The organism is Clostridium sp. LXY-7, assembly GCF_056172015.1.
On record NZ_JBLLJL010000001.1, the window covers coordinates 1012206 to 1038582 of the forward strand.

Sequence of the window (26377 nt, forward strand, 5' to 3'; positions counted from 1 at the left end):
ATTATACTAATAAATATATAGATATTCATTAGTGGGGAGTTGAGTAGATATGAAGAAAAAATTATTAGAAGACAAACTCTCGTTATTGTCTAAAGAAATAGAAAATTTGTATGGAATAGTAAAAGAATCAAAGGATATATTTATAAGAAAAAAGGTAATAGAAAGTTTTTATGATAAGTTTTTTATAGACAAAAACAATACCATAGGAGATTTTTTTTACAATATTATAAAAAATGATAAAATTAAGGGGAGATATGAAGGTATAGTATATACTCCTGAAATTATATCAAAATACATAATAGAAAATACTATATTAGAAGAAGAATACTTAGAAAATCCTAGGATGAAAATACTAGACCCCTGCTGTGGTATAGGGAATATAACATTACCACTAATAGAACATTTACATAAAATAATAGAAAATAATCTTAGCAAAATTAATTTAGAGCATGGTTTATATTTAGAATCAGAAGATATATATGAGCATATTATAAAAAATAATATAAACTGTTTTGAAATAGATAAGTTAGCAATATATATTCTCACTATAGATATTTTTAGAATCACAGGAGTGCTAATTGAAAATATATGTGACGAGGATTTTTTATTCTATAACCATTATAAGGGCAAATATAATATTATTATAGGAAACCCACCATATATAGGGAGTAAATTTATAGATAGAGAGTATGGATTAAGATTAAAAAAAGAATTTAAAGATGTATATAAAGATAAGAGTGATATATCATATTGTTTTATTAAGAAATCTATAGATATATTATGTAATGGAGGGAAAATTGGTTTCATAACCTCAAGATATTTTTTAGAATCTATTAGTGGAAGAGCTCTAAGAAATTATATATCAGGTAGTATGAATTTCTATAAAATAATAGATTTCTATGGAGTAAGACCATTTAAAGGAGTTGGCATTGATCCAGTAATTGTTTTTATGATTAAAGAGCAAGAAGACAGGATGTTGAAGGTAATAAAACCTAATCCATGTGATACCAAGGGTGAAGAGTTCAATCTAGCAGTATTTTATAGAGCAGATAAAAATAAAGCAGATAAAAAAATTCAAGAGTTTTATATGAAAAACTCTGAGTTAGGCAATTCTAATTGGATTATAGGAAATTTAGAAACTATCAATATTGTAAGGACTATAGAAAAGAAATGTAGTTTAAGTCTAGAAGAAATATGTAATAGTTATCAAGGAATAATTACAGGATGTGATAAAGCTTTTATTTTAGATGAGCAAAGGGCCATAGAAAACAACATAGAAAGGGAATTACTTAAGTCTTGGATTAAGAGTAGTTATATAAATAAGAAATCAAGTTCAAATATAAATTATATTATTTATTCAAATATAATAAAAGATGAAAAAAATTATAGCAATGCATTAACTTATATCAAGAAATATAAGGAAAAATTAGAAAATAGAAGAGAATGTAAAATAGGCATAAGAAGATGGTATGAGCTACAATGGGGTAGAAATACTAGTATTTTTGAGGAGGAAAAGATAATATTTCCTTATAAATGCAATAAAAATAAATTTATTATTGATAGAGGAAGCTATTTTAGTGCTGATATATACGCTTTAAGACTTAAAGAAGAGTGTAAGAAAAACTTATATATGAATCATGAATTCTTATTATATATATTAAATAGTAAGACTTATAATTTTTATTTTAAAACTTTTGCAAAAAAATTAGGGGGAGATATATACGAGTATTATCCTAACACGGTAATGAGATTAAAAATTCCTAATATAAGCTACTTTTGTGAGTTTACGGAAGATGAATTGTATAACTTCTTTAACTTCAATAATAATGAGATTGATACAATAGAAAGCAGCTATATAATATAATAAATTATTTGTTTTACGGTAAGGTAAAGTGTTACTGTAAAACTTTTTTTATATAAATAGGCAAAAAATAAAAATAAAGATAAATATTTAGGGAAAAACTGTAATATTACTATTTTTTAGTGTATAATAACTATATCAAGAATAAATGGTAAAAAATAGAATATAATAATAGGTGGAGGGATATAAATGATATTAAAATTTGAACCTGTAGAAGAGAATCTAATAGTTTATCTACAAGGTGAGCTAGATCATCATTCAGCTGAGGAAGTTAGAAGCAGAGTTGACGATGTATTAGATAAAGAAAACTATAAGAATCTAATTTTTAATTTTGAAGGTGTAAATTTTATGGACAGCTCTGGTATAGGCGTAGTTATAGGAAGATATAAGAAAATGACAGTAAAAAATGGTATTGTCTGTGTTACTAATGTAAAATCATCAGTAAAGCGAATATTTGAATTGTCAGGAATGCATAAAATTATTTCTTTATATGACAAGGTTGAAGATGCGTTAAATGGTATTTAGTGGGGGGAATTATTATGGAAAATAGAATGGAAATAAAATTTACTAGCTCATCTAATAATGAAAGCTTCGCTAGAGTTGTTGTAGCAGCATTTGCATCACAGTTAGACCCGACATTAGATGAAATCAGTGACGTAAAAACTGCAGTATCAGAAGCTGTAACAAATGCTATTATTCATGGATATGGGTGTGAAAGTAAAGATAACTTTGTAACTATAGAGGGAACAATTGATGAAAATGAGTTAACTGTAATAGTAAAAGACAGTGGTAAAGGTATATTAAATTTAGGATTAGCTATGCAGCCATTATACACATCTAGACCAGATCTTGAAAGATCAGGTATGGGGTTTACTGTGATGGAAACCTTTATGGATAGCCTTAAGGTTGAATCAGAAGAAGGAAAAGGAACAGTTATTACAATGAAAAAAGTTTTTAAATCTGTAAGATAGGTGAAAAATATGAGTGATAAAGTTCATAAAAATAACTATAATTATGATGATAATACAGAACTTATAAAACTTGCAAAAGATGGTGACAGGGCAGCTATGGAGTATCTTACTCAAATGAATTTACCGCTAGTATCTTCTATAAGTAAAAAATTTTTAAATAGAGGATATGAGTATGATGATATTTTCCAAATTGGATGTATAGGACTTGTTAAAGCTATAAATAATTTTGATGCAAAATTTAATGTTAAATTTTCTACTTATGCTGTGCCTATGATTATAGGAGAAATAAAGCGATTTTTAAGAGATGATGGAATGATAAAAATAAGTCGTAGTGTTAAAAATACTGCTAGAAAGCTTCATTATGATAGGGATACATTGACAAAGCAACTGGGAAGAGAGCCCACCATTGAGGAACTATCTGTTTTTTCAGGAATAGATAAAGAGGACATAGTAACAGCATTAGAATCATCTACAAGTATGCAATATTTGTATGATACTATACATCAAGATGATGGAGCTCCAGTGCTATTAATAGATAAGTTAAGTGAAGATTATGAAGAAAATAATGAACTTATCGATAAAATAGCTTTAAAGGAAGCATTAAATAAATTAGATATGAAGTCAAGACAGATAATAATACTTAGATATTTTAAAGATAAAACTCAGATAGAAGTGGCAAAAATGATGGGAATTAGTCAAGTCCAAGTATCGAGAATTGAGAAAAAAGTTTTAAAAATTATGAAAGAGAAATTAAGTGGATAAAGATGCTATACAGCATCTTTTTTCGTTAGTTAAAGTATAAATACAATTAATAAAATAGCTAAGCATTCTTTTAGAGTAATTCTAAAAAAAATGCAAACAATATAGTTATATTCTAAAACCAATAAATAAGGAGGTAACTTATGAAGGTAAAAGAAAGCAAAATAAAGCAAAAATTTCAACAAGTATATGAAACCTCAAGGCCAAAGCCTAAAATATTACAAAATTGCTTTAGAGCTTTTTGGACTGGTGGAGTTATATGTGTAATTGGAGAAATAATTTTTAAAGTGTTGATATACTATGGTGTAGAGAAATTAGAAGCAGGTGTTTGGGAATCTATAATACTAGTATTTTTAGGAGCATTGTTAACAGGAATAGGAATTTATGACAAAATTGGAGACTATGCTGGGGCTGGTTCCGTAGTTCCTATTACTGGATTTGCTAATTCCATAGTATCTCCTGCAATTGAATTCAAAAAAGAAGGATATGTATTTGGAGTAGCAGCTAAGATGTTTATTATAGCAGGTCCAGTTCTAGTATTTAGTATATCAGCATCTATAGTCGTTGGTCTTTTACATTATTTGTTTGGGTGGTAATATATATGTCAAGAAAATTGGGATTACAAACATTAGAATTAAAAATTAAACCAAGAGTGGTTTCTACCTATAGCGTGGTTGGACCTAAAGAGGGTGAAGGACCATTAGGTGAAAGATTTCATGAAATATTAGAAGATGATATGTGTGGATGTAAAAGCTATGAATTGGCGGAAAGTAAAATGCATCTTTATACAGTTCAGAAGGTAATTAGTACAGCTAACTTAAAGGAAGAAGATATAGCTTGTATATTTTCAGGAGATTTATTAAATCAAATCATGTCTTCATCATTTATGGCAAGAGAAGTTAACATACCATTTATAGGTTTATATGGCGCATGTTCGACATTTGTTGAAGCTATAGCTATGGCATCCATGGCAATTGAAGCAGATTTTGGAGAATACATGGTAGCTTCTGCATCCTCTCATTTTTCATCTGCAGAACGTCAATTTAGATTACCTTTAGAGCAAGGAAGTCAAAGGTCTCCTGCTGCACAATGGACAGCAACTGCATCAGGGGCAGTATTGCTTGGAACAAAGGGAATGCATCCCTATGTTTCACATTTGACTATTGGAAAAGTAAAAGATTATGGGATAACAGATCCTAATGAGATGGGAGCTGCTATGTCACCAGCAGCAGTTGATACTATAAAACAACATTTCCAGGATACTGGAAGAGTTCCAAAAGATTATGACCTTATTGTAACTGGTGATTTGGGAAGTGTTGGAAAGCAAATAACTATAGAACTCTTAAAGGAATATGGTTATGATATAAGTTCAAATTATATTGACTGTGGAGATGAAATATTTGACTGCGAAACCCAGGGGACTAACTGTGGAGGAAGTGGAGCTGGGTGTTCAGCCTCTGTAGTATGTAGCATGATTTATAATGAAATGCTTAAAGGGAAATATAAAAGAGTATTAGTAGTTGCCACTGGTGCATTACTAAGCACCACATCTCCTCTTCAGGGAGAATCTATTCCAGGAATTGCTCATGGAGTAGTTTTAGAGTATGGGGGTGAGAAGTAATGATACTAGATTTTATAAAAGTATTTATTGTTGGAGGAATAATATGTGTTATTGCACAGATTTTAATGGATACTACTAAATTGACACCTTCTAGAATTTTAGTTGTATTTGTAGTAAGTGGAGTGGTTCTAGGATTTTTTGGACTGTACGATAAATTAATTGATTTTGGGCTGTCTGGAGCAAGGGTTCCATTACCTAACTTTGGGTACGTTCTATATAAGGGAGCAATTGAAGAAGTAGATAAAGTTGGATTAATAGGAATCTTTACAGGGGGAGTTAAAGCAGCATCTGGAGCTATAGCGGCCTCTATTGTATTTGGCTATATAATGTCTGTATTATTTAATTCTAAAACTAAATAAAGTAAAAGCTCTTAACTTAAATTAGTTAAGAGCTTTTATAATTATCTAAAAAATGTATTAAACAAAGGAAATAAAAATTTATTTTGTAAATTTCCTACCATATTAGTAAATCTATTTATGAAGGTTATTGGAGCAGATGAGGTAGCACCTCCACTATTAGGACTATTTAGAATTCTAGTTGAATTGTTATTACTATTACCTGTATTACCAGTATTATCTGTATTAGTATTACCATTATCGTTATTATCACCAGGATTAGCAGGCGTAGTATTATCAGGATTCTCTATATCATCACCATTGTCAGGTGGAGATATAGGATCTGTATTTTCTTCATTACCAGGAGGCACTATATCATATACAGTAGGATCAATTTCTGTAGGAAGAAGATATGCATTATCAGCTAAATTTCCATCATAGTTTGCCTCTCTAGTGATAAAGACTCTTTTTTCAATTTTATCCTTTGGTGTAGTTGGACTAGGTAAATAATATTTACTTTCGTTCTTACCATTGCTGTTAACTTCAACTTTAACAACATCTGCTTCTACGTGAACTTTGTCTATGGTTGTAGGTTGAGTTCCACTTATAAACATTTCACTATAGATTCTGTTACCTCTAGGATCAAGTTTAGTCAAATCTGATGGTAATGTACCAGAATCTTTGGAAATAGAGACATCCACTATACCACTAGGGCGTTCTATTTCTTTATAAGGTAAGTCTTTATGGGCTGATTTCATTATTTTTCCCCAAAGTCCTGCAGAGGTATTACTTCCACGGATATTACGCTCTAATTCAGAGTAGTCATCATATCCAATCCATATAGCTCCAGAATAGTATGGAGTCAATCCAGCAAAATAAATATCTTTATAATCAGAAGAGGTTCCAGTCTTACCACTGACAGGAATATTTCCAAATCTAGCAGAACTACCAGTACCAGATACAGAATCCTTCATTAAATCATACATGATATATGCTGTTTGAGATGAAATAACCTCTGATACTTCATATTTAGGTTCAAGAATAATCTTACCATTTTTATCTGTAATCTTAGTATACATTTTAGAATCAGACATCATTCCTTCATTACCAAAAGTACCAAAGGCTTGAGCCATAGCTAGAGGAGTAGTACCAGCAAGATTTCCACCATTTAATTGGCCAAGAGATAATGCAGATATAGAACTTTCATCAGTGGGATCTATATGAATTCCAAATTTTTTACCGTATTCAGCTCCAAGTTTAAGTCCGATTCTGTCTGCTACTGTAACTGCAATAGTATTTTTAGAATATCTAATGGCATCTCTCAGTGTAATATAGCCATCATATTTATTAGGAAGATTTGTTGGATTATAAGGTTTACCACCCTCACCAGGATATTTTGATCCTACATCTTTAGGTAGTGGGCCATCTACGAAAACCGAACCTGCTGTAAGTTCTTTAGATTCTATAGCTGGTGCGTATACTGTCAATGGTTTAATACTAGAACCAGGGGCACGTAAGAAATTATCAGAAGCTGCTCTATTATAAGATAGAGGTGGTTGTTCACCTCGTCCACCAATAATTGCCTTAACTTGACCTTTTCTATAATCTATTATTACAGCTGAGGCTTGAAGATCATCGTAGCCACTAAAAGATTCATTAATGATTTTTTGGGATGACTCTTGAAGTTCTCTATCCATGGTAGTATATATTTTCAGACCACCATATTTAACATATTCATGGGCTTCAGTTTCACTGTATTTATAGGTTTCCATTAGGTCTTTTATTACTTGTTCTATAACAGGTCTAGAGAACCACTCATAATTCAGCTTATCTACAGATTTATTAGAAAAACTCATCATTAATGGTTCAGCTATAGCTTCATCATATTGTTGTTGAGTTATAGCATTATATTTCAACATTTCACTTAAAACTAACTTAGTTCTAGGTGAGTCAAAAGGTTGATTTTTTGAGAAAGCTTCATAGGCATTGTTATAGGATACAGATGGATTTTGTGCTGCACCAGCAATAAAAGCACATTGCTTTAAAGTCAACTCTCCAACAGATTTGTTGAAGTACATGTTAGCAGCAGCTTCTATTCCATGGGATGAGCCTCCTAAAAAAATTGTATTCATATACTCTTGTAATATTTCATCTTTACCTAGATCTTTTTCTAATTGAATAGCTAAATACATTTCTTGAACTTTTCTCTTAATGGAGCCTCTATTATTAAGAGAATCCTCTAGGAAAAATTTGTATTTTACAAGTTGTTGGGTAATGGTAGAAGCACCTTGGAGACTTCCATCAGATAATCCTAAAAGAATTTTAGCATCTTCGATAGCTACTCCGCCAAGTCTTCTTATGTCTATACCATTATGAGTTTCAAATCTTCTATCTTCAATGAATATAAAGGCATTTTTAAGGTGTTCAGGAACATCCTTAATGTCTACAGATATTCTCTTTTCAGAAGAGTTATACTCATCCATTTCAGTATTATCACTAGCTAATAATATAGTGGTTTCTTCAGATTTTAAGAAATTGTTTATATCAAGTTCAGGAGAAGTTTTTACAATTGCTGAAAAAATTCCAAACCCTATAGATGCAGTAATTAGCAATACAAATAAAAGGGTTATATATATGACTTTAAATGCTTTTCTTTTTTTAGGTTTAGCACTTTTAGTACTCTTTTTCTTACTTTTAGTACTCATTCTTGACCTCCTTAAATAGTTGTTCCTATTTTCAGTATTATATTATAACTACTAACTAATATACAAGTAAAAATATAGTAAGTTATTCTTGAATTAACTATACATTCATATAATAGAACAACGAATACAATTATTATAATTATACCATATTTATAAAGGAGAAATACTATGAAATCATCAGTAAAGATTAAATTTATGTTAGTTATCATGTTTTTACTTAGTTTATTAATGACCTTTATCTATGCTTTAGATGAAATAATAATACCTAGGGTATTAGTTACCTGTGATATGGAAATGAGAGCAGAGGTAACGAACATAATAAATAAGACTATTTTTCAGGAGTATTCTAATAATTTCAATTATGATGAATTAATAAATATAGAAAAAGATAAAAATGGAAAAATAATACTGATGAAAGCAGATACCTTAAAGTTAAACAATTTATCTATTAATACAGTGATAAAGGCTCAAGAGGAAATTAAAGAAATAGGAGAAGTTGGAATTAAAATACCAGTAGGTTATTTATCTAAGAATAACATATTAGCGCCAATTGGACCTAAAATAACTGTTAAAATGCAACCTATAGGATATATTGTATCTAAATATATATCAGAATTTGAGTCGGCAGGAATAAATCAAACAAGGCATAAAATATATATAGAGACCACTACAAAAATGAGATTAATATTGCCATTAGCAAATAGAGATATAGAAGTAATTAATCAAATACCAATTATAGAGACAATTATAGTTGGAGAGGTTCCAGATAATGCAATTAATATGAATTTAAATGATAAATAATAATTAGAATTTATAGATAATAGGGGATTAATAAAACAAATAGGGTGAAGCAACTAATTAATCTTATAAAAAAAGCACTGGAAATCAGTGCTTTTTTATTTCATTTCCCAGTTAAAGATGTAGGGTATATTTCTATAATGATCTCCATAATTTAGACCATAACCAACTACAAATAAATCTGGAATTTCAAAACAACAATAGTTTGGGTTTATTTCAACTTTTCTTCTTTCAGGCTTATCTAAAAGAGTACAACACTTTACGCTTTTAGCACCTAAGCTTTTAACATGATTCATAACGAAGTTCATAGTTATGCCACTATCAACTATATCATCAACTACAAGTACATCAAGCCCTTCTATGTTATCAGGAACATCATTAACTATTTTACAAACACCAGAGCTTTCTTCATTATGACCATAGCTTGAAGTAGTCATAAAACCAATAGTAGTTGGAACTTCAATTTCTCTAACTAAGTCAGCTGCAAAAATAAAACTTCCTCTAAGCAAAGATAAAACGTAAAGATTTTTTCCTGCATAATCTTTAGTAATTTCTTTACCAACTTTTACAACTGCTTCTTGAAGTTGTTCTTTTGAGAACAAAATGTTTCTTTGCTTATCTTCCATGGAATCACACCTCTAATTTATATTTACAATGATGTAATCATAGTATAAAATTAAGTTAAAATTGTCAAGGATTATAGTAGGTTAATTTTAAATTTTGGAGATGAGTTAATATGATATATGGAAATATAGAAGGCGTAAAAAATTCGATTTTAAATAGGTTAGAGGAAATTTATGATTTTAAATTTCAGAGAACAGAAATTACTACAGAGGAGTTAGGTAATATACTAAAGGAAATAACTTTAAGTTTGGAAAGGGAAGTAAGTGTAGCTATAGATAGAAAAGGGAATGTAGTAAGTGTGGCCATAGGAGATAGTTCAACGGTAGATCTTCCACTAGTGGACACAAAGGAAGGAAAGCTATCCCAGATTAGAGTTATACATACCCATCCAAATGGAAATCCTAAATTATCTGCTTTGGATATTTCTGCATTAATTAAGTTGAAATTAGATTGCATAGTAGCTATTGGTATAGAAGAAAGCAAGGAATTAATATATAATATAGGCTTCTGTGATATAAAAGATAATATATTAATCGAGGATGAAGTAAAAAATTTAACTACAGAGCAGATTGTAAACTATAAATTTTTAGATAAAATAAAATATATAGAAAGTATTTTAAAAGATAATAGAGTAGAGGAAGATAATTCTGAGAGAGCTATATTAGTGTCAACAGAAGATGAGGAAAGTTTAGAGGAACTTAAGGAGTTGACTAAAGCTTGTAATGTAGAGCCTATATATGGAACTTTACAAAAGAGAAGTAAAGTAGATCCTGCATTTTTTATTGGTAGTGGAAAGGTGGAAGAGATAGCTTACTTAAGACAATCCATGAGAGCTAATGTAATTATATTTGATGAGGAACTGTCAGGTTCACAAGTTAGAAATTTAGAACAGGCTATGGGGGTAAAGGTAATTGATAGAACTACTCTGATTTTAGAGATATTTGCTACAAGAGCCAAAAGTAAAGAATCTAAAATACAAGTAGAGCTTTCTCAGTTAAAATATAGGTTAAGTAGGTTAGGAGGACTAGGTACAGTATTATCTAGAACTGGTGGAGGAATTGGAACAAAAGGACCTGGAGAGAAAAAGCTAGAAACAGATAAAAGGCATATTAGAGAGAGGATTTATGATTTGAATAAGGAACTAGAGAAAATAAAAAGCTCTAGAGCTACTCAAAGAGAAAAGCGAAGCAGGGATAATTTATCTAAAATTTCCTTAGTAGGATATACTAATGCAGGAAAATCTACGTTAAGGAATGCTCTTTGCGATTACGCACCAATTAAATCTAATAATGCTAAAGAAAAGGTATTCGAGGCAGATATGCTCTTTGCCACTCTTGATATAACTACCAGAGCAATGGTACTACCTGATAATAGAATGGCTACAGTTACAGATACAGTAGGATTTATAAAAAAATTACCTCATGATTTAGTAGAAGCTTTTAAATCCACTTTAGAGGAGGTTGTTTATTCAGATCTATTACTTCATATAGTAGATAGCTCTAATGATGCCGCAGCTAGCCAGGTGGAAGTAGTAGAAGAAGTGTTAATAGAATTAGGAGCAGGAGAAAAGCCTGTAATATTAGTTCTAAATAAAATTGATAATGCTAATGAAGCATTGTTAAGTTCTTTAAAAGAGAAATTTAATAATTACATTATTATAGAGGTATCTGCTAAGGAAAAAATCAATTTTGATATTCTCTTAAAAAAATGTACAGAAATGCTACCATATAAATTAAAAGCTTTTAAAGTGTTAATTCCATATAGCGATTCTTCTACTGTAGCATATCTCCACAGAAATGCATTGGTGGAAAATGAGGAATATGTAGAGGAAGGAACAATAGTACAGGTACAGGGAGATCAAGAGGTCTACAATAAGTGTGAAAAATATATTATATAAATAAAAGATAAAAAGGTAGTTCAATCTAAAGAACTACCTTTTTAAAATCATATTAAAATTTAAGAGGTAAACATATTGTTTACTATAAATATAACAGTACATAAAAATATATTGAAAAAATAATATTTACAATTTAATATAGGAAAAGGCAACTCTAAAAAATAGAGCTACCTTTACACGATAGGATTATTGGACTTTTTACAGATAAATGATATCATATAATAACACATACGTACATAAGAATTAATAAAAATTAATAAAAATTAATAGAAGTTAATAAAAATTAATAAAAACATATAAAAAATCCAAGTGAACATTTTCAAACTATACGGTTTCTGTTGTTATATAAATTATATATAACTGATTATGAGTTATTTCCATGGAAATAGGAAATAATAAAGTTATATTTTTGATAGGAGTGAGATGCATGGAGAGAGTATGTCCATTATGTAATCATTTAAAAAATGAATTATATAAATGTAGTATTTGTGGTGGAATAATGGAGGATAAAGGAAGAGTACAAGAGTATTATGACAATTACACCGCGGAAGAGGAAATTCAAGATAGTGAAAAACTGTGTTTCCATGTATATTATTGTAAAAAATGTGGAGAAATTCAAAGGAAAAACATTGAGAAGATTATAATATAATAATACAATTGATATGATAATAAAAATAAGGAGCGAAGGTTTTGGGTAGTGGATTAATTAAATATAATTGGGAATTTATTAATAATTATAGTGATGAAGAAGTAACTTACTTTCTAAGTCTAGAGGGAAAATCCATAGAGGCAATAAGTAAAATAAGAAACTTGGATGGTTCTACAGTGCAAAAACATATAATCAATTGTAAGATTAAATATAGATTTCTAGCAAAGAGTAATAATATGCCAGAGCTTTTTAAAATCCTTTTATCATGTCCTAAAGATGAAAGAATATTTGTAATAAATGGTTTAGATAGAGTCAATAAAGCTAAACTAATGAATTATATAAAGACTTCTTATATGGATATGGAACTAAAGGAAAAAGAAGGTGCTATATGGATAATGGGTGAGATGAGAGAGAATATTTTTGTAGATATTCTTATTAAGGCTAGTGTGAATAATCATGTAAATATTAGAAGAATGGCCATATCAGCATTAGGGAAAATAGGAGATTTAAAAGGAGAAGCCGCATTAATTCGGGGGTTAAGTGATGAAAATCTCCAAGTAGTAGCTTATGCCATAAAATCATTACAAAAATTAAAATCTATCTCTGCTAAGGAAAAGATAGAACAGTTATTATATACGTCTAAAAAAGAATATGTGAAGAAAGCCTGTGAAGATTACTTAACATACATAAAATCAATTCTATAATATACATCATATAGATATAAAATTAAGAAGAATAAACTCTACGATATAATAAATTAGTAGTTATAGATATAGAATTTTGAGTAAATATATATTTTTTATAAAGAAGAAAGGGGACAAGTTCCTCTCAAGGATTTCATATAGTCATATCATCAGTAGCAATAATTATCATTAATATAGGTAAAAATAATAATTTAAAAGTAATAAAATTAGTTTATATAAAGGGTGATTGGATGAGTTATTTTACAGTAAAGGGTAGTGCCATATCGGAATTTGAGGAAAGAAAATCTATATTCATTGGATATATTAAAAGAGTGGAAAGTGAAGAGGAAGCCAAGAGGTTTATAAGTGAAATTAAAAATAAACATAAGGATGCTACTCATAATGTCTATGCTTATGTAGTAGGGGAAAACAAGGGTATTCAAAGATATAGTGATGATGGAGAACCACAGGGGACCGCAGGGATACCAGTTTTAGAAGTAATTAAAAAAAATAATTTAACAGATGTTGCAGTTGTAGTAACCAGATACTTTGGTGGAATTCTATTAGGTGGAGGAGGACTGATTAGAGCCTACTCTAAAGGTGCGTCTACAGCAATAGAAGAGACAGGTATAGTTGAAAAGGTATTAGGTCAAGAGTTAAAATTAACTTTAGATTACGATTTATTAGGTAAAATTCAGTATTTATGTGGAACTAATAATTGGAACATCGAAGACATAATATATACGAATAAAGTGGAAATTTTTATGTTTTGCGAAATGTTAAATAAAGAAAAAATTATAAATTCTTTTATTGAAGCATCCAATGGTAAAGTGGTTATATGTGAAGAAGATGAGGAGTTTTTATTTAAAGAAGGACATAGATACTTTAGAGCATATTCTAAATAAATGCGGTAATAAGAATTTTTATTTTAAATTAATAGGGATTTATGGAACTTGTTGATAAATTAGTAATATGATATAATATTGTGGTTAATTTGTTTAATTTACGTGGAGTTATCAAAAAATAATTAGTGAGTGTACTAGTTGTTTTAAAGATGGCTAATTTTACATATAGCATAGGAGGGAATAGATATGTCAGGACATTCAAAGTGGCATAACATACAAGCAAAAAAAGGTAAAGTTGATGCAAAGAGAGGAAAAATCTTTACTAAAATAGGTAAAGAAATAATGGTTGTTGTTAAAAATGGAGGAGCAAATGAAGAGGCTAATGCTAAGCTAAGAGATGTTATTGCAAAAGCAAAAGCTGCTAACATGCCTAATGACACTATATATAGGGCAATTAAAAAAGCTTCCGGAGAATTAGGGGCAGTTGATTATGAAACTATAGTTTATGAAGGATATGGTCCAGCAGGTACAGCTGTTATCGTTGAATGCTTAACAGATAATAAAAATAGAACGGCAGGAAATGTAAGACACGCTTTTTCTAAACAAGGTGGAAACATGGGATCATCAGGATGCGTAGGATTTATGTTTCAAACTAAAGGTGACATTGTTATAGAGAAGAGTGATTCGTTGGATGAGGATGAACTAATGATGATGGCTCTTGATGCTGGAGCTGAGGACTTTGCTTCAGAGGATGAAGTATATATTATAACTACAACTCAAGAAGATTTTGGAACAGTAAGAGAAGCATTGGAAGATAATGGAATAGAATTTTTGGAAGCAGATATAAAAATGATTCCAGATACATATACAGCCATAGATGAAGAAACTGCTATTAAATTTCAAAAGATGCTTGATCAATTAGAAGATGATGACGATGTTCAAAACGTTTGGCACAATGCTGAGTTCCCAGAGAGTTGGGAAGGATAATACTATTACTTAGAAAATAGATATAGAATATGTATGATTTTAAACCCTTCTTTGATGGAGTGGAGAGCTTATTTTCCATGAGCTTTAACCTAATCAAAGAGGGGTTTAAATATAAAATATCATATCAATATATTATTAACTATATTAAAAAAGACTAAAATAAAGGTGGTAAAATATATGAATAATTTTAATTTAATCATTAAGGACTGTGAATATAAAATCTCAGAGACAAATCTTCTTTATTTAGACAATGAAGAGGTAGTAGATTTCGAAGTGAATGATGTTATATATTTATTAAATGAAGGTAAAGATAAGGTTAATTTTGATTATGAATATTATAGTGATAATTGCGAAGACTGTAATGAAGGAGTAATTATAAATAAATGTTTTAGATTTCTAGAGTATCATTTTTATATATTTACTAAAGATAATAAATATTTCATGAGTAATTTATCCAAGGAATATGAAGAAACATCATTTGTAAAACTATTGAAGGGGAAAAAGGTAGATAATAGTTACATTGTAGTTATAGTGCTTTGTGAGAAATGTGGTAAATATTACGTAGAAATTGAGCAATGTGAGATGTAGTTTATATAGCAATGTATAAACTGCTAAAATTTGGATAGAATCCCCAATAGGAGGGATTCAAATGAAAAAGTTTTGGAAAAAATATAAGAAAAATTATGTTATATTAACGTTAATAGGTATATTTATCTTTGTAATTAGTTATACTTTTAGTATAAGGATTATAAAAGATAAAGAATTATTTGGAGAAAGTATATTTGAGAAAACTCAAGAAACTCTTAATTTTAAAATGTCGGATATAGTTCTTAGTGAAAATACTAAAGTGAAATTTTATTTAAAATACAATAACTGTTTAGATTCTATTGAGGCTAATGAAAGTTTAGATAAAGGAATAAGGGCTGAAAAAAATAAGCTTATAGGGCTTTCAGGACAAGAATTAGAAAGTATATTTTCAAACTTTGGATATAAGTTAGATAGGTTAACTAAAGAGGAAGCTGTATTTACAAAAAATATAAATGTATATGAATATGATACAGATTCATATTTTATAGGAGTAAAGGGAGACCATGTAGTTATCTATAAAAAAGAAAACAACAGCTCTATAAGAGTAGTAGAGGACGGCGTTATTAATCCAAAATCTGAAAACAGTTCACGTATAACTATTAAGGACATAGAGAACAGAGGTAATTTTTTAAAAACTTTATATGAAGGAAATAAAGATTATCAGTTTTCAAATATACAAGATGCTGTAGAGTATGCTAAAGCTCTTTGTAGCACATAGGAAAAACTTAAGGATTTCAACATCCTTAAGTTTTTTTATTGAATTGTTATATCATAGATGGTAAAGTATAATATAGTTGTAAAAAAAATTAATAGGTGATTTTAATATGTATGATTATATAAAAGGATATTTTATATCTATAGAAAAAGAATATGTTGTAGTAGAATGCGGTGACATAGGATATAGGATTTTTACATCTGGAAGTACTATTTCCAATATGCCAAGTAATGGCGAAAAGGTTAAATTATTTATTCAACAAGTAGTAAGAGAGGATTTTCTAGGGTTATATGGATTCTTAACAAGAGAAGAACTTGAAATGTTTAACCTACTTATATCTATAAATGGAGTAGGTCCTAAGGCAGCTTTATCTCTTATGTCTATTTGTAATATGATAAATCTTAGATATGCAATTATAACTGGAGATGAAAAAACTATTACTAAGGCTCCAGGGATTGGAAAGAAAATTGCACAGAGAATAATATTAGAGCTTAAAGATAAAATTACAGCAGAAGAACAATGGATACAAGAAGGCAAAATTCAGGTTGAGAAGAAACATAATGAAAAGTTATCTGAGGCTTTGGGTGCACTTATGTCATTGGGATACTCTGAAAAAGAAGCAGAGAAAGCTATAGAAGGCATTGATCATAATAGTAGTATAGAGGATATAATAAAAAACTGTTTAAAGAATTTGATGAGTTAAAGTAAATTATAAAATTAAGGAGGGGTATTATGGAAGATAGGGTTATCTCATCTAGTTTTAAGGAAGAGGATATAGAAGTAGAATATTCCTTAAGACCCCAAAAACTTAAGGAATATATAGGGCAATATAGAGTCAAAGAGAGATTGAGTATATTTTTAGAAGCAGCTAAAATGAGAAATGAAGCACTAGATCATGTATTATTATATGGTCCTCCAGGATTAGGAAAGACAACTTTAGCTAATATAATAGCTAAGGAGATGGGCGGAAGTTTAAAAATAACCTCTGGGCCAGCCATAGAGAGAGCTGGAGATTTAGCAGCTATTCTTACTGGTTTAAATAATAATGATGTGCTTTTCATAGATGAAATACACAGATTAAGCAGAGCTGTTGAGGAAATTTTATATCCGGCTATGGAAGATTATGCTTTAGATATTGTTATTGGTAAAGGAGCATCAGCTAAATCCATTAGATTAGATCTTCCTAAATTTACTCTAATAGGAGCTACTACTAGAGTAGGACTTTTAACGGCTCCACTTAGAGATAGATTTGGAGTATTATGTCCTATGGAATATTATAGTGATGAGGAATTAAAAGAAATTATAGTTCGTTCTGCACAGATATTAGGAGTAACAATTAATGATGAAGGATCTATGTCTTTAGCTATGAGATCTAGAGGTACTCCAAGAATAGCTAATAGGTTATTAAAAAGAGTTAGAGATTATTCTATGGTGAAAGGAAATAGTATCATAGATAAAGAAGTAGTTCGTAGAGCCACAGATCTTTTAGAGATTGATAAAGTAGGCTTTGATAGAATAGATAAGAAAATTTTAGAGGGAATAATAGATAATTTTTCAGGAGGACCTGTAGGTATAGAAACCTTAGCTTACTTTATAGGAGAAGAAGTAGGTTCTATAGAGGATGTTTATGAACCATATCTTATTCAAAAGGGATTCATAATTAGAACTCCGAGGGGAAGAATTGCATCTAGAAAAGCCTATGAACATTTAGGAAGAGCAGTTCCAGATAATATGAACTTTAATTAGAAGGAAGGGTGTAAGTTTTGAAAGTAAGGGATTTTTATTTTGATTTACCAAAGGAATTGATAGCACAGCATCCTTTAGAAAAAAGAGATGAATCTAAACTTATGGTTTTAGATAAGAAGACTGGAGACATTGAACACAAAGTATTTAAAAATATAGTGGATTATTTAAATCCAGGAGACTGTTTAGTGTTAAATGACACGAGAGTTATGCCAGCTAGGCTGTACGGAACCAAAGAAGGCTCAGGTGGGAAAATGGAATTTCTACTTTTAAGAAGAGAGTGTGAAGATGTATGGGAAACTCTTGTAAAACCTGGGAAAAGAGCAAAAGTCGGAGCGATTTTTGTGTTTGGAAACGGTGAATTAAAGGCTGAAGTTGTAGAAGTTTTAGAAAATGGAAATAGAAGAGTGAAATTTTATTATGAAGGTATATTTGAACAAGTTTTGGATAATCTAGGGGAGATGCCACTGCCACCATATATAGAAGAAAAATTAGAAGATAGGGAAAGATATCAAACAGTTTATTCTAAAGAGGTTGGTTCCGCAGCAGCACCAACAGCTGGACTTCATTTCACAAAAGAGCTATTGCAAAAGATAAAAGATAAGGGCGTTAATATAGCCTTTGTAACTCTTCATGTTGGGCTAGGAACCTTTAGACCTGTTAAGGCTGAAAACATAGAAGAACATGAAATGCATTCGGAATATTACTATTTAAATAACAAAAATGCAGAAATCATTAATCAGACAAAAGACAATGGAAAAAGAGTAATCGCAGTAGGGACTACATCGAATAGAACTCTTGAGAGCATAGCAAATGATAATGGAAGGGTAAAAGAGCAAGCTGGATACACAGATATTTTTATATATCCAGGGTATGAATTCAAAATAGTAGATTCAATAATTACCAATTTCCATCTACCAGAGTCAACTTTAATTATGCTTATTAGTGCATTCTCAACAAGGGATATAGTTATGAATGCATATAAGGTAGCTGTAGAGAATAAATATAGATTCTTCAGCTTTGGAGATGCTATGTTTATAAAGTAAGTCTAACTGTATAAGAGGTGAATTATGTATAAATTATTGAAAAAAAGTGGTAAAGTAAGAAGAGGTGAGTTTACAACAACTCATGGAGTGGTTCAAACTCCAGTATTTATGAATGTAGGAACTTTAGCAGCAATTAAGGGCGCAGTATCCTCTATGGATTTGAAGGAAATAGGATGTCAAGTGGAACTTTCCAATACTTATCATCTTCATCTAAGACCAGGAGATGAAGTTGTTAAGAAATTAGGTGGATTACATAATTTTATGAACTGGGATAGACCTATACTTACTGATTCGGGTGGATTTCAAGTATTTTCTCTTGCAAATATAAGGAAAATAAAGGAAGAAGGAGTATATTTCAGTTCTCATATAGATGGCAAAAAGATTTTTATGGGACCAGAAGAGAGTATGAAAATACAAAGCAACTTAGCATCCACTATTGCTATGGCTTTTGATGAGTGTATACCTAATCCTTCAACAAGAGAGTACGTTGAGCAGTCTGTAGCAAGAACCACTAGATGGCTAGAGAGATGCAAAACTGAAATGGATAGGCTAAATTCTCTTCCTGAGACAATAAATAAAAAGCAGATGTTATTTGGAATAAATCAGGGTGGAGTTTATGAAGATATGAGAATAGAACATGCTAAAACCATAGCTAAAATGAATTTAGACGGATATGCTATAGGGGGATTAGCAGTAGGAGAAACTCATGAAGAAATGTATAAAGTAATAGATGCTGTTGTGCCACATCTTCCACAAGATAAACCGATATATCTTATGGGAGTGGGAACTCCTACAAATATTTTAGAGGCAGTTTCTAGAGGAGTAGACTTTTTTGATTGTGTTTTACCTGCAAGAAATGGAAGGCATGGACAGGTATTCACTAAGTATGGTAAAATAAATCTCATGAACGCTAAATTTGAGTTAGATCATATGCCTATAGATGAAGGATGTCAATGTCCGGCATGTAGACATTACACAAGGGCATATATAAGACATTTGTTTAAGGCTAAAGAAATGCTAGCCATGAGGCTTTGCGTACTTCATAATTTATATTTTTATAATAAGCTTATGGAAGATATAAGAAATGCTATTGATGCAGACTGTTTCGAAGAATTTAAAGCAGAAAAACTTGCGCAGTGGAATGGAAAAGCTTAAGCTAGTAAATAATGAATATATAATTTTTATATAGTATAAAATTAAAACCTTTGAAAGGAGGGATATTATGCAACAAATAATGGCATTTGCGCCAATGATATTAGTATTTGTACTGTTTTATCTTATGATTTTTTTACCAGAAAAGAAAAGAAAGAAAAAATATAACGATATGCTAAGCTCATTAGCTGTTAATGATGAAATCATGACTAAAGGTGGTATAATGGGAAGAATAATTAATATTCAAGAAGATTACATTATACTAGAAAGCGGTCCAGATAGAGCTAGAATTAAAATGTCTAAAGCTGGAATTGCTAACGTTATAAACTCAGCAAATATTAAAGAAGAAACAGCTGAAAATTAATAATAAATCCCCTCATATAAACATATTCATATAATAAAGGGGGGATTTAAAATGTACAACAAATTTCAATATCCCTGTGTTATACAGGGAGTTATAAGAGCATCAATTTCAACAGTATTATGTATAATAATCTATGCTATACTTATTTCATTTGTACCATTGGGAGATAAGGTTACCTCTGTATTTATAGTGGTAGTTACCTTACTTAGTGTTATGTATGGATCAATCTATGCTACATTGAAGATGGGAAATAAAGGATGGTTGGTGGGGTTATTAGTTGCACTTTTTTATATGTTGATATTATATATAGTATCAATAATATGTGGAAAGGGCTTTGCTATTGATATAAAAGATTTTGTTAGGTTTTCACTGGCATTGATTGTGGGTACACTATCAGGAATGCTAGGAATTAATCTATAGATTTGTGTTAAATTATGCTAAAAAACATATATGGAGGTAATTAAACTATGAAACACATTAAAACAATAAACAAATCAAACATAAAGGAAAGTTTAAAGAAACCAGGATGTAAAGAGTGTGCTAACTCTTGCCAATCAGCTTGCAAGACTTCTTGTACAGTAGCTAACTTAGAGTGTGAAAACTAATTATAGTTTTAAAGGCAGTAACTAAAGGTTACTGCTTTATATTTAATTGGAGGATAAAAAATTGGAATTAATTCATAAGTTTAAACAGGGTAATGATTTTTATGTAATAGATGTAAATTCAGGGGCAGTTCATGAAGTAGATGAAATTGTATACGATTTATTAGATTCAGATAAATTAAGAGATAATAAAGAACTAAAAGAAATTTTTAAAGAAAAGTACTCAAGCGAAGAAATAGATGAAGTTTATGAAGAGTTAAAAAGCCTAGTAAATGATGAAATATTATATTCTAAAGATTTGTATGAAAACATAGCCATGATGAGTGGTAAAGCTGAGGTAGCAATTAAGGCTCTTTGCTTGAACATAATTCATGATTGTAATTTAAAATGTAAATATTGCTTTGCAGATGAAGGTGAATACAAAGGCTGTAGAAAAACTATGAGCGCTAAAGTAGGAAAAGATGCTATAGATTTTGTAATTAAAAATTCTGGAAAGAGAAGAAATATAGAAGTTGATTTATTTGGCGGAGAGCCTCTTATGGCCTTTGATACTATAAAAGAAATTGTAGATTATGCAAGAGAACAGGAAAAGATTCACAATAAAGTTATTAGATTTACTATGACTACCAATGCTACTTTATTAAATGATGAAATAATGGAGTATCTAGATAAAAACATGGGAAATATCATATTGAGTATAGATGGAAGAAAAGAAATAAACGACAAAGTAAGAATTAGAGTAGATGGCAGTGGTTCTTATGATAGGATACTTCCAAATATTAAAAAAATGGTAGAAATAAGGGACAAGTCAAAAACTTATTATGTGAGAGGTACTTTTACAAGAGAGAATACGGACTTTTTTCAAGATGTGAAGCATATGGCGGATTTAGGTTTTGATGAGATATCCATAGAACCTGTAGTTCTACCAGATAATCATGAATTATCCTTAAGAGAAGAGGATTTACCTACTATATTTAGTCAGTACGACTTATTATATGAAGATATGATTAGAAGACATAACGAAGGTAAACCAATTAAGTTTTATCATTTTAACATTGACTTACAAGGTGGACCATGTATATATAAAAGAATCTCAGGATGTGGAGCAGGCCATGAGTATGTGGCTGTTACTCCAGATGGAGAGTTGTATCCTTGTCATCAGTTTGTTGGGAATAAAGACTTTCTTATGGGAGATATATATGATGGAGTTAAAAAGTACAATATAGTTCAAGAGCTTAAAGATGCTCATATATATAACAAGCCAATATGTAAAAAATGTTGGGCTAGATTCTACTGTAGTGGAGGATGCCAAGCTAATAATTTCAACTTTAATGGTGATATGCATATACCTTATGAAATAGGCTGTAAAATGCAAAAAAAGAGAATTGAATGTGCAATTGCACTAAAAGCAAAAACTATGAAATAACTAATTATAGATAATATTGACTATTTTTTACTGAGGATTTATAATTTACACTATAAGTGGAACTTTTTAGGTGAAGTTTTAACTTCACCTAAAGTATATGGGAAATTATCATAGTTTATGCCATAATAATTTAAAAAATAATTGTGGAAAATAAATAGTTGATAAATTTACTTTAGAGTAGAGTGAAAGGGGATAACTATGAAAAAAAAGACAAAGAGTGGAATCTATTTACTTGTTACTATTCTGCTAATTGTCCTATTAGCTTATTTAGGACTTTTTGGAGTAGAGCTTGGGAGTTATAGGATAAAATCTTTTGGAGCTACTATTGATAAAGGTCTTGACTTAGTTGGTGGAACTTCATTACTTATGGAAATTAAAGATGAAAATGTAGACACTTCAGTTATCAACAGAACTATTCAGTTAATTTCTATGAGATTAGATAAGGATGGAGTAAAAGAAATTCCAGTTACCAAAGAAGGTAGTAATAGGATAAGAATTGAAATTCCCGGAGAGTTTGACACTGATAATGTATTATCAACTATAGGTAAGACTGGAGAATTGATTTTTGAAGATCCAGAAGGAAATACAGTTCTTACTGGTAAAGATGTAAAAGAAGCTAGTTCATATATGACTCAAGATGGGAAATATGTAGTTAGTTTAAAAATGAATGAAGATGGAAGTAAAAAATTTGCAGAGGCTACCTCTAAATTTTTAGGAAAACAAATTACTATAAAAATGGATAATGAGATATTAACAAGTCCAACAGTAAATTCTGTTATTAATAATGGAGAAGCTGTAATTGAGGGAATGAGCAGTTCAGATGAAGCAAATTCTATAGCTAATATAATTCAGTCAGGAGCGCTTCCTGTTACAATAGAGCCAGTATCCGTAAAAACTGTAGGACCTACAATTGGAATGGAGGCTCTAAATCTTAGCCAGAAAGCAGCGGTTATTGGTATGTTATGTATTGTGGTATTTATGATTTCTTATTATAAATTACCAGGAGTGGTAGCATCAATAGCATTAGTTGCTTATGGAGTTATACTATTATTTGTTTTTGCTGAATTTAAAGTAGTTTTAAGTCTTTCAGGTATAGCTGGATTAATTCTGACTATAGGTATGGCAGTGGATGCTAATGTACTTATATTTGAGAGAACTAGAGAAGAGCTAAGAATTGGTAAATCTATAAAAAGTGCAGTTGTTGCAGGGTTTGATAGAGCATTAAATTCCATTCTTGATTCTAATATTACAACTATGATAGCAGGAATTGTTTTATACTTTTTTGGTTCAGGAGCAGTAAAAGGGTTTGCAACTACCCTAATGATAGGTATAGTAATAAGTATTTTTACAGCGCTTACATTAACTAAAATGTTACTTACTTGGTCAGTTGATGTTGGTATAATCAACAAACCATCTCATTTTGGGGTGAAAGGAGTTGGAAACCATGAATAACATTGTAGGTAAGAAGAAAATTTGGTTTTCTATATCTGGAATAGCAATTGCTATTGGGTTGGTATTTTTATTCATGAATGGACTTAATTATGGAATAGACTTTAAGGGTGGAACTGTTATAACTATAAATATAAATAAAGATTTCAATAAATCGGAAATAGATGCTATAGTAGATAAATATGCAAAGGATAAGTATTCTACTAAAAAAGCTAATGAGAATAAAGAAATCGAAATTATAGTTCAAGAGGGTATACTTAATGATGAGGAAATAAATTCTTTGGTAAATGAGGTACAGGAAAAATACTCATTGGAGAAAAATTCTCTAATTGGGACAGAGAATATTGGAGCAACTGTAGGTAAGGAATTAAAGCAAAAGGCTCTTTTAGGATTAGTATTATCTGCATTAGGTATATTAATTTATGTAACTATAAGATTTGAATTTAATTTTGCAGTAGCTGCCATTATAGCATTAACTCACGATGTAATACTTACAGTATTATTTTATGCCGTATTTGGAATTCAAGTTAACACCCCATTTATAGCAGCTATTCTTACTATTGCTGGATATTCTATTAATGATACCATAGTTATATTTGATAGAATAAGAGAAAATCAAAAGAAAAATAGGAGGCAATCACCAGAAGAGGTGGCTAATGAAAGTGTATTACAAACATTATCAAGAAGTATAAACACAACAATAACAACATTGATTACAATAGTGAGTGTATATATATTCGTACCCTCCATTCGAGAATTTTCACTTCCACTGATAGTTGGAATTGTTACAGGAGCATATTCTTCAATATTTATAGCTAGTCCTATTTGGGTAATAATGAAAAAGAGAAAAGGCAAAAATAAAAAGGCAGTAACTGCGTAATATTTAAGAAAAGTAGAAAATCTTTAAAATGTTTTCTACTTTTTTTTCGAAAATGTTTGTAAAATGTAGGTTTTTAAATTATAATATATGTGTTTTCTAATTATTTGGAGGAGAGCTCATGGAAGATAATTTAAACGTAAATATATATAAATCATTTAATATTAGAAATATAAAATGTGGATTAAATAGGATAATAGAAGCTGTCAATGAAAGAAAAAAAATAGTATTATATGGGTATTATGATTTTGATACTATATGTGCTTTATCCATATTTATCTTAGTATTAAGATATCTTAATAGTGATGTGGAGTATTTTATACCTAGTGAATATAGAGATGTAAATGATAGAACTTTAAATGTGAATGATATAAGTGATCATATAAAATACTTAGGGACTAATCTTATTATAACTTTAGGATGTAGGGTAACTGAGGAAGAATTAGAATTTTGTAGGAAAAACAGTATTGATGTAATAGTTATTGATAATCATGTTTCGAGTGTACAACCATCTAAGGGAATTCTTATAAATCCTAATCAAGAAGAGTGTGATTATGAATTTAAAGATTTAACTATATCAGCATTGACTTATAAGGTGGTTGAAGTTATATCTTCTTATTATAAAATGAAATGTAAAGATAAATATTTAGATTTAGTTATGATAGGTATACTTACCTCTGGATGTAAAATTGAAGGTGAAAATAAATATATGGTTGAAGAGGGACTTAGAAAGCTTAATTCAACTAATAATTATGGATTGCTTGCACTATTAGAGGAACATAAAAATTCATATAAGCATATTGATTTTTATGATGATGGAATTAAATTATTACCTAATATGATTTCAAATCAAAGGTTGGATAATTCAAAAATAATTGTGGAACTTTTGACAACTAATAATAGCTATAGAGCAACGCAAATAGCTAAATACTTATATATGGAACTGCTCCGGAACATGGGGGAGATTTAGTATATTAAATATTACATTATCCATCTTCTTGCATAAATCTGAGATAGTGATATATAATATTAATTATTACCAGTTAGTAAATTTAGAAATAAATATGGTAGGGGGAAGTAATATGGACCTAAAGGATCATATAAGAATTATTGATGGATTTCCAAAGGAAGGAATAAGTTTCAAGGATATAACAACATTACTACAAGATGGAGAAACTTTAAAATGTACAATAGATTCCATAGTAGATAATTTAAAGGATAAAAATGTAGACGTAGTTGTAGGACCAGAAGCAAGAGGATTCTTGTTTGGAGTGCCTGTAGCTTATGCATTAGGTTCTGGTTTTGTTCCAGTGAGAAAGCCAGGGAAATTACCTTTTGACACTATTAAGGTTTCTTATGATTTAGAATATGGTAGTGATGAGTTAGAAATTCATAAGGATGCAATAAAGCCTGGTCAGAGAGTTGCTATCGTAGATGATTTATTAGCCACAGGTGGAACAGTTTCTGCTGTTGCAAAACTGATAGAGCAAGCTGGTGGAGAAGTTGTGTCTTTAAATTTTGTTATCGAACTAACAGAGTTAAATGGAAGAGGAAAATTACCAGGATATAATGTGACCTCATTAGTAAATTATGATATTTAAGTAAAAACATTTTAAACACAAATTGAAATAATTTAGGTTGTAGTATATAATATAATATAGCAAAAATAGTGGCTGGTTC

At 29.9% G+C, this 26377-nt stretch carries 29 protein-coding genes; 27 read left to right on the forward strand and 2 right to left on the reverse strand.

Annotated elements, in window-relative coordinates:
• The first annotated feature begins 49 nt into the window (after positions 1–49).
• The 7 genes from ACI48Q_RS04755 (at position 50) to spoVAE (ending at position 5571) form a co-directional block, all read left to right on the forward strand.
• On the forward strand, positions 50–1864 hold the full coding sequence (locus ACI48Q_RS04755) for an Eco57I restriction-modification methylase domain-containing protein (protein ID WP_474917898.1): 1815 nt from the start codon (positions 50–52) through the stop codon (positions 1862–1864).
• 186 nt (positions 1865–2050) lie between these two features.
• Positions 2051–2386, forward strand: coding sequence for an anti-sigma F factor antagonist (gene spoIIAA, locus ACI48Q_RS04760; RefSeq protein ID WP_474917899.1), 336 nt, complete (start codon positions 2051–2053; stop codon positions 2384–2386).
• A gap of 11 nt (positions 2387–2397) precedes the next feature.
• Positions 2398–2832, forward strand: coding sequence for an anti-sigma F factor (gene spoIIAB / locus ACI48Q_RS04765; protein ID WP_474918335.1), 435 nt, complete (start codon positions 2398–2400; stop codon positions 2830–2832).
• Between the two features lie 9 nt (positions 2833–2841).
• A complete protein-coding gene (gene sigF, locus ACI48Q_RS04770) occupies positions 2842–3594 on the forward strand; it encodes an RNA polymerase sporulation sigma factor SigF (protein ID WP_474917900.1) in 753 nt (250 codons plus the stop codon).
• Positions 3595–3734: 140 nt separating this feature from the next.
• Complete coding sequence (spoVAC, locus tag ACI48Q_RS04775) at positions 3735–4187, forward strand: stage V sporulation protein AC (protein WP_474917901.1); 453 nt, start codon at positions 3735–3737, stop codon at positions 4185–4187.
• 5 nt (positions 4188–4192) lie between these two features.
• Entirely contained in the window at positions 4193–5212 is a 1020-nt protein-coding gene (gene spoVAD / locus ACI48Q_RS04780) for a stage V sporulation protein AD (protein ID WP_474917902.1), read from the forward strand.
• Positions 5212–5571, forward strand: coding sequence for a stage V sporulation protein AE (gene spoVAE / locus ACI48Q_RS04785; RefSeq protein ID WP_474917903.1), 360 nt, complete (start codon positions 5212–5214; stop codon positions 5569–5571). Before spoVAD ends, spoVAE begins: the two co-directional genes overlap by 1 nt.
• Positions 5572–5612: 41 nt before the next feature.
• Here the strand turns inward: spoVAE and ACI48Q_RS04790 are convergent, their stop codons facing one another.
• Positions 5613–8252 carry a transglycosylase domain-containing protein gene (locus ACI48Q_RS04790; protein ID WP_474917904.1) on the reverse strand — a complete coding sequence of 880 codons (2640 nt, stop codon included), beginning with the start codon at positions 8250–8252 and terminating at the stop codon, positions 5613–5615.
• 168 nt (positions 8253–8420) lie between these two features.
• Here ACI48Q_RS04790 and yunB point away from each other — a divergent pair, with 168 nt between their 5' ends.
• Positions 8421–9053, forward strand: coding sequence for a sporulation protein YunB (gene yunB / locus ACI48Q_RS04795; RefSeq protein WP_474917905.1), 633 nt, complete (start codon positions 8421–8423; stop codon positions 9051–9053).
• Between the two features lie 95 nt (positions 9054–9148).
• On the opposite strand, the gene hpt is transcribed toward yunB, so the two are convergent.
• Positions 9149–9676, reverse strand: a complete 528-nt coding sequence (gene hpt / locus ACI48Q_RS04800; protein ID WP_474917906.1) for a hypoxanthine phosphoribosyltransferase — start codon at positions 9674–9676, stop codon at positions 9149–9151.
• Between the two features lie 110 nt (positions 9677–9786).
• Here hpt and hflX point away from each other — a divergent pair, with 110 nt between their 5' ends.
• The 19 genes from hflX (at position 9787) to ACI48Q_RS04895 (ending at position 26298) form a co-directional block, all read left to right on the forward strand.
• On the forward strand, positions 9787–11571 hold the full coding sequence (gene hflX / locus ACI48Q_RS04805) for a GTPase HflX (protein ID WP_474917907.1): 1785 nt from the start codon (positions 9787–9789) through the stop codon (positions 11569–11571).
• A gap of 427 nt (positions 11572–11998) precedes the next feature.
• Positions 11999–12220, forward strand: coding sequence for a hypothetical protein (locus ACI48Q_RS04810; RefSeq protein ID WP_474917908.1), 222 nt, complete (start codon positions 11999–12001; stop codon positions 12218–12220).
• Between the two features lie 41 nt (positions 12221–12261).
• Positions 12262–12924, forward strand: coding sequence for a HEAT repeat domain-containing protein (locus ACI48Q_RS04815; RefSeq protein ID WP_474917909.1), 663 nt, complete (start codon positions 12262–12264; stop codon positions 12922–12924).
• Between the two features lie 230 nt (positions 12925–13154).
• Positions 13155–13808 carry a YigZ family protein gene (locus tag ACI48Q_RS04820; RefSeq protein ID WP_474917910.1) on the forward strand — a complete coding sequence of 218 codons (654 nt, stop codon included), beginning with the start codon at positions 13155–13157 and terminating at the stop codon, positions 13806–13808.
• A gap of 186 nt (positions 13809–13994) precedes the next feature.
• Complete coding sequence (locus ACI48Q_RS04825; protein ID WP_474917911.1) at positions 13995–14735, forward strand: YebC/PmpR family DNA-binding transcriptional regulator; 741 nt, start codon at positions 13995–13997, stop codon at positions 14733–14735.
• 177 nt (positions 14736–14912) lie between these two features.
• Positions 14913–15323, forward strand: coding sequence for a DUF3785 family protein (locus ACI48Q_RS04830; RefSeq protein ID WP_474917912.1), 411 nt, complete (start codon positions 14913–14915; stop codon positions 15321–15323).
• 61 nt (positions 15324–15384) lie between these two features.
• Positions 15385–16041 (forward strand): hypothetical protein, encoded by a 657-nt coding sequence (locus ACI48Q_RS04835; protein ID WP_474917913.1) that lies wholly within the window; start codon positions 15385–15387, stop codon positions 16039–16041.
• Positions 16042–16147: 106 nt separating this feature from the next.
• The gene (gene ruvA, locus ACI48Q_RS04840; protein WP_474917914.1) at positions 16148–16741 is read left to right on the forward strand and encodes a Holliday junction branch migration protein RuvA; all 594 of its coding nucleotides are present in this window, start codon (positions 16148–16150) and stop codon (positions 16739–16741) included.
• Positions 16742–16770: 29 nt separating this feature from the next.
• Entirely contained in the window at positions 16771–17784 is a 1014-nt protein-coding gene (ruvB, locus tag ACI48Q_RS04845) for a Holliday junction branch migration DNA helicase RuvB (RefSeq protein WP_474917915.1), read from the forward strand.
• Positions 17785–17801: 17 nt separating this feature from the next.
• Positions 17802–18827: a tRNA preQ1(34) S-adenosylmethionine ribosyltransferase-isomerase QueA gene (queA, locus tag ACI48Q_RS04850; RefSeq protein WP_474917916.1), complete on the forward strand. Its 1026-nt coding sequence runs from the start codon at positions 17802–17804 to the stop codon at positions 18825–18827.
• Between the two features lie 24 nt (positions 18828–18851).
• The gene (gene tgt / locus ACI48Q_RS04855) at positions 18852–19982 is read left to right on the forward strand and encodes a tRNA guanosine(34) transglycosylase Tgt (RefSeq protein WP_474917917.1); all 1131 of its coding nucleotides are present in this window, start codon (positions 18852–18854) and stop codon (positions 19980–19982) included.
• 67 nt (positions 19983–20049) lie between these two features.
• On the forward strand, positions 20050–20343 hold the full coding sequence (gene yajC, locus ACI48Q_RS04860; RefSeq protein WP_474917918.1) for a preprotein translocase subunit YajC: 294 nt from the start codon (positions 20050–20052) through the stop codon (positions 20341–20343).
• Positions 20344–20394: 51 nt separating this feature from the next.
• On the forward strand, positions 20395–20763 hold the full coding sequence (locus tag ACI48Q_RS04865) for a TIGR04086 family membrane protein (protein ID WP_474917919.1): 369 nt from the start codon (positions 20395–20397) through the stop codon (positions 20761–20763).
• Between the two features lie 47 nt (positions 20764–20810).
• Positions 20811–20948 carry a six-cysteine ranthipeptide SCIFF gene (gene scfA, locus ACI48Q_RS04870; protein ID WP_035134469.1) on the forward strand — a complete coding sequence of 46 codons (138 nt, stop codon included), beginning with the start codon at positions 20811–20813 and terminating at the stop codon, positions 20946–20948.
• Between the two features lie 61 nt (positions 20949–21009).
• On the forward strand, positions 21010–22371 hold the full coding sequence (gene scfB, locus ACI48Q_RS04875; protein ID WP_474917920.1) for a thioether cross-link-forming SCIFF peptide maturase: 1362 nt from the start codon (positions 21010–21012) through the stop codon (positions 22369–22371).
• A gap of 198 nt (positions 22372–22569) precedes the next feature.
• Positions 22570–23823, forward strand: coding sequence for a protein translocase subunit SecD (gene secD / locus ACI48Q_RS04880; protein WP_474917921.1), 1254 nt, complete (start codon positions 22570–22572; stop codon positions 23821–23823).
• Positions 23816–24700 (forward strand): protein translocase subunit SecF, encoded by an 885-nt coding sequence (gene secF / locus ACI48Q_RS04885; protein ID WP_474917922.1) that lies wholly within the window; start codon positions 23816–23818, stop codon positions 24698–24700. Before secD ends, secF begins: the two co-directional genes overlap by 8 nt.
• Positions 24701–24818: 118 nt before the next feature.
• Positions 24819–25667 carry a DHH family phosphoesterase gene (locus tag ACI48Q_RS04890; RefSeq protein ID WP_474917923.1) on the forward strand — a complete coding sequence of 283 codons (849 nt, stop codon included), beginning with the start codon at positions 24819–24821 and terminating at the stop codon, positions 25665–25667.
• A 112-nt stretch (positions 25668–25779) separates the two neighbouring features.
• Entirely contained in the window at positions 25780–26298 is a 519-nt protein-coding gene (locus ACI48Q_RS04895) for an adenine phosphoribosyltransferase (protein WP_474917924.1), read from the forward strand.
• The last annotated feature ends 79 nt before the right edge of the window (positions 26299–26377 follow it).

Bases quoted from the DNA above. Each gene is read 5' to 3' on its own strand.
- ACI48Q_RS04755 (WP_474917898.1), top strand. From the start codon at position 50: ATGAAGAAAAAATTATTAGAAGACAAACTCTCGTTATTGTCTAAAGAA.
- spoIIAA (WP_474917899.1), top strand. From the start codon at position 2,051: ATGATATTAAAATTTGAACCTGTAGAAGAGAATCTAATAGTTTATCTA.
- sigF (WP_474917900.1), top strand. From the start codon at position 2,842: ATGAGTGATAAAGTTCATAAAAATAACTATAATTATGATGATAATACA.
- spoVAC (WP_474917901.1), top strand. From the start codon at position 3,735: ATGAAGGTAAAAGAAAGCAAAATAAAGCAAAAATTTCAACAAGTATAT.
- spoVAD (WP_474917902.1), top strand. From the start codon at position 4,193: ATGTCAAGAAAATTGGGATTACAAACATTAGAATTAAAAATTAAACCA.
- spoVAE (WP_474917903.1), top strand. From the start codon at position 5,212: ATGATACTAGATTTTATAAAAGTATTTATTGTTGGAGGAATAATATGT.
- ACI48Q_RS04790 (WP_474917904.1), bottom strand. From the start codon at position 8,252: ATGAGTACTAAAAGTAAGAAAAAGAGTACTAAAAGTGCTAAACCTAAA.
- yunB (WP_474917905.1), top strand. From the start codon at position 8,421: ATGAAATCATCAGTAAAGATTAAATTTATGTTAGTTATCATGTTTTTA.
- hpt (WP_474917906.1), bottom strand. From the start codon at position 9,676: ATGGAAGATAAGCAAAGAAACATTTTGTTCTCAAAAGAACAACTTCAA.
- hflX (WP_474917907.1), top strand. From the start codon at position 9,787: ATGATATATGGAAATATAGAAGGCGTAAAAAATTCGATTTTAAATAGG.
- ACI48Q_RS04810 (WP_474917908.1), top strand. From the start codon at position 11,999: ATGGAGAGAGTATGTCCATTATGTAATCATTTAAAAAATGAATTATAT.
- ACI48Q_RS04820 (WP_474917910.1), top strand. From the start codon at position 13,155: ATGAGTTATTTTACAGTAAAGGGTAGTGCCATATCGGAATTTGAGGAA.
- ACI48Q_RS04825 (WP_474917911.1), top strand. From the start codon at position 13,995: ATGTCAGGACATTCAAAGTGGCATAACATACAAGCAAAAAAAGGTAAA.
- ACI48Q_RS04830 (WP_474917912.1), top strand. From the start codon at position 14,913: ATGAATAATTTTAATTTAATCATTAAGGACTGTGAATATAAAATCTCA.
- ACI48Q_RS04835 (WP_474917913.1), top strand. From the start codon at position 15,385: ATGAAAAAGTTTTGGAAAAAATATAAGAAAAATTATGTTATATTAACG.
- ruvA (WP_474917914.1), top strand. From the start codon at position 16,148: ATGTATGATTATATAAAAGGATATTTTATATCTATAGAAAAAGAATAT.
- ruvB (WP_474917915.1), top strand. From the start codon at position 16,771: ATGGAAGATAGGGTTATCTCATCTAGTTTTAAGGAAGAGGATATAGAA.
- tgt (WP_474917917.1), top strand. From the start codon at position 18,852: ATGTATAAATTATTGAAAAAAAGTGGTAAAGTAAGAAGAGGTGAGTTT.
- yajC (WP_474917918.1), top strand. From the start codon at position 20,050: ATGCAACAAATAATGGCATTTGCGCCAATGATATTAGTATTTGTACTG.
- ACI48Q_RS04865 (WP_474917919.1), top strand. From the start codon at position 20,395: ATGTACAACAAATTTCAATATCCCTGTGTTATACAGGGAGTTATAAGA.
- scfA (WP_035134469.1), top strand. From the start codon at position 20,811: ATGAAACACATTAAAACAATAAACAAATCAAACATAAAGGAAAGTTTA.
- secD (WP_474917921.1), top strand. From the start codon at position 22,570: ATGAAAAAAAAGACAAAGAGTGGAATCTATTTACTTGTTACTATTCTG.
- secF (WP_474917922.1), top strand. From the start codon at position 23,816: ATGAATAACATTGTAGGTAAGAAGAAAATTTGGTTTTCTATATCTGGA.
- ACI48Q_RS04890 (WP_474917923.1), top strand. From the start codon at position 24,819: ATGGAAGATAATTTAAACGTAAATATATATAAATCATTTAATATTAGA.
- ACI48Q_RS04895 (WP_474917924.1), top strand. From the start codon at position 25,780: ATGGACCTAAAGGATCATATAAGAATTATTGATGGATTTCCAAAGGAA.